We start from the raw sequence: 2,541 nt of genomic DNA, 5'->3' as shown, positions 1-2,541 counted from the left end.
GGGGTGCCGATAGGCGGGGGGATCTGAAAGTTTTTAATACCTACCTACTTAAAAATGGATTTTAGGTTCGATCCCCCCTGCCCCCCTTGATAAGGGGGGTGCCGATAGGCGGGGGGATCTGAAAGTTTTTAATACCTACCTACTTAAAAATGGATTTTAGGTTCGATCCCCCCTGCCCCCCTTGATAAGGGGGGTGCCGATAGGCGGGGGGATCCCCCTTGATAAGGGGGGTGCCGATAGGCGGGGGGATCCCCCTTGATAAGGGGGGTGCCGATCCTTCCTTAATAAGGAGGCATCTGATAATTTTTAACGCCTACCTACTTATGATGTTCACACAGTAGAGAAAAAGCCAAAAACCTCCGTTAAGTATAACGGAGGCTGGTTAATTAATTAACAATTTTCAGCTACAATTTCGCCCCACATTCAGGACAGAATTTATTATTCCAACTGTTAACCGCGCCACAACTGGGACAATTGAGCATTTCACAACCCCCAGTGACAATTTTCGGTAAACCAATCATACGGGAATTACTTTGGCCGGGGGCAACCATGGGATAACAATTTTCGTCTTTAGTCACGATCGCATTGACTAAAACCGGACCATCATGGGCCAACATTTCGGCAATTTTTGCGGCTAATTCCTCTCGATGGCGAATAGTAATCCCTTTAATGCCGTAAGCTTGGGCTAACAGTTCCACATTTGGCATTCCCGCTTCCATATTGGAATTAGAATAACGTTCCCCATAGAAAGCTTCTTGCCATTGACGTACCATACCCTGCCAACCATTATTAATAATAATCGTCTTGGCATGAATATTAAATTGGGTTAGGGTGGCCAATTCCTGTAGATTCATTTGGAAACTGGAATCACCACTAATACAGATGACCTCCTCATCGGGAATAGCCACCTTTACCCCCATCGCAGCCGGTAAACCGAAACCCATCGTCCCCAATCCCGCGCTAGAAATCCAACGTCGGGGTCCATTTTTGAGGAATTGGGCCGCCCACATCTGATGCTGGCCCACATCGGTGGTATAGTAGGCGTGGGGTGCTTGACGACCCACCTCAACGATCACTTCTTGGGGGGAAAGTCTGCCTTCTGGTCGAGGTACTTGCAGGGGATAATCTTGTCGCCAGCGCTCGATCTTGGCTAACCAAGCTTGGCTGCGATCAGAATTAGTGGGATAATCAAATTCTCTGGCTTTTTGGAGTATTTGTTCTAAAACTACCCGCACATCCCCGACAATCGGCACGTCAGGGGCGCGATTTTTGCCCACTTCGGCCGGGTCTATATCCACATGGATTACCTTAGCTTTCGAGGCGAATTCGTCCAATTTCCCCGTTACTCGGTCATCAAAACGAGCGCCGACGGCAATTAATAAATCACACTCGGTCACGGCAAAATTAGCGTAGGCGGTGCCGTGCATTCCTAACATTCCCACCGAGAGGGGATGATGTTCATCAAAAGCACCGATCCCCATTAACGTGGTGGTGACGGGTAACTGAAAACGCTCGGCAAACTCGGCAATTTGGGCGTGGGCATTCGCTGCGATCGCACCTCCACCAACGTAAAGTAAGGGTTTTTCGGCGGTTTCCAAGAGGTGCAAAGCGGCCTCGATTTGACGGCGATTGCCCTTAACCGTGGGACGATAGCCGCTTAGTTTCACATCTCCTGGTTCGACGGGGATATAATCGCATAGTTCTAAACCGACATCTTTGGGAATATCGACTAAAACCGGTCCCGGTCGTCCTGTACTGGCGATATGGAAGGCTTCAGCGACGATTCTCGCTACTTCCCGGGCGTTTCTAGCCACATAGGAATGTTTAACAATCGGGAGAGTAATACCATAAATATCGGTTTCTTGGAAAGCATCGGAACCGATGGCCGCCCGGCTCACCTGACCGGTGATAATCACCATCGGGATGGAGTCCATGTGTGCGTTAGCGATGCCTGTCACCAAATTGGTCGCCCCGGGGCCGGAAGTACCGAAACAGACCCCCACTTTGCCGGTGGCCCTAGCGTAGGCATCGGCGGCATGGGCGGCCGCTTGTTCGTGGCGCACTAAAATATGTTGTAATTCTCCCCGCTCTTCAAAGCGGTAGAGTTCGTCATAGATGGGCAGGATCGCACCTCCGGGATAACCGAAGATGTGCTTAACGCCATGACGTTTGAGACTGTCCATCAAGGCATAAGCACCAGAACAACGCTGGGGAACCGTTGTTAAAGAGTCATTGGGCTTGGGAAGTGATGAAACCACAGGGCAAACCGTCCAATTTCTAACTAGAGGGATAATTGCAATTCTGTTGCCTAGGATGCAACTTGAAAAATAGCAAAATTGATAACCTTATACTTTTAGTGTATTCCATCTCACCTTTTTGGCTGCAGTTTTTTTTCTTTTTGCATCTTACCCATGCAATATCTGGGGAAGTGGGGTGTGGGGTGTGGGGAGGGGGGGTCGGGGGGTGTGGGGGGTGGGGTGTGGGGGGGGGGGTGGGGGGGGGGGGGGGCGGGGGCGGGGGGGTGGTGGGGGGGGGGGGGGG

At 50.9% G+C, this 2,541-nt stretch carries 1 protein-coding gene; it reads right to left on the bottom strand.

What is annotated here, in order from left to right:
* Positions 1-404: 404 nt before the first annotated feature.
* Complete coding sequence (gene ilvB, locus O9332_RS18550; protein ID WP_288026791.1) at positions 405-2,258, bottom strand: biosynthetic-type acetolactate synthase large subunit; 1,854 nt, start codon at positions 2,256-2,258, stop codon at positions 405-407.
* Between the last annotated feature and the right edge of the window lie 283 nt (positions 2,259-2,541).

Origin of the sequence: Microcystis sp. LE19-10.1B (genome assembly GCF_027530565.1) — a bacterium.
In the GTDB taxonomy this organism is placed as follows: domain Bacteria; phylum Cyanobacteriota; class Cyanobacteriia; order Cyanobacteriales; family Microcystaceae; genus Microcystis; species Microcystis aeruginosa.
This window is presented reverse-complemented; position numbering and strand designations above follow the sequence as displayed.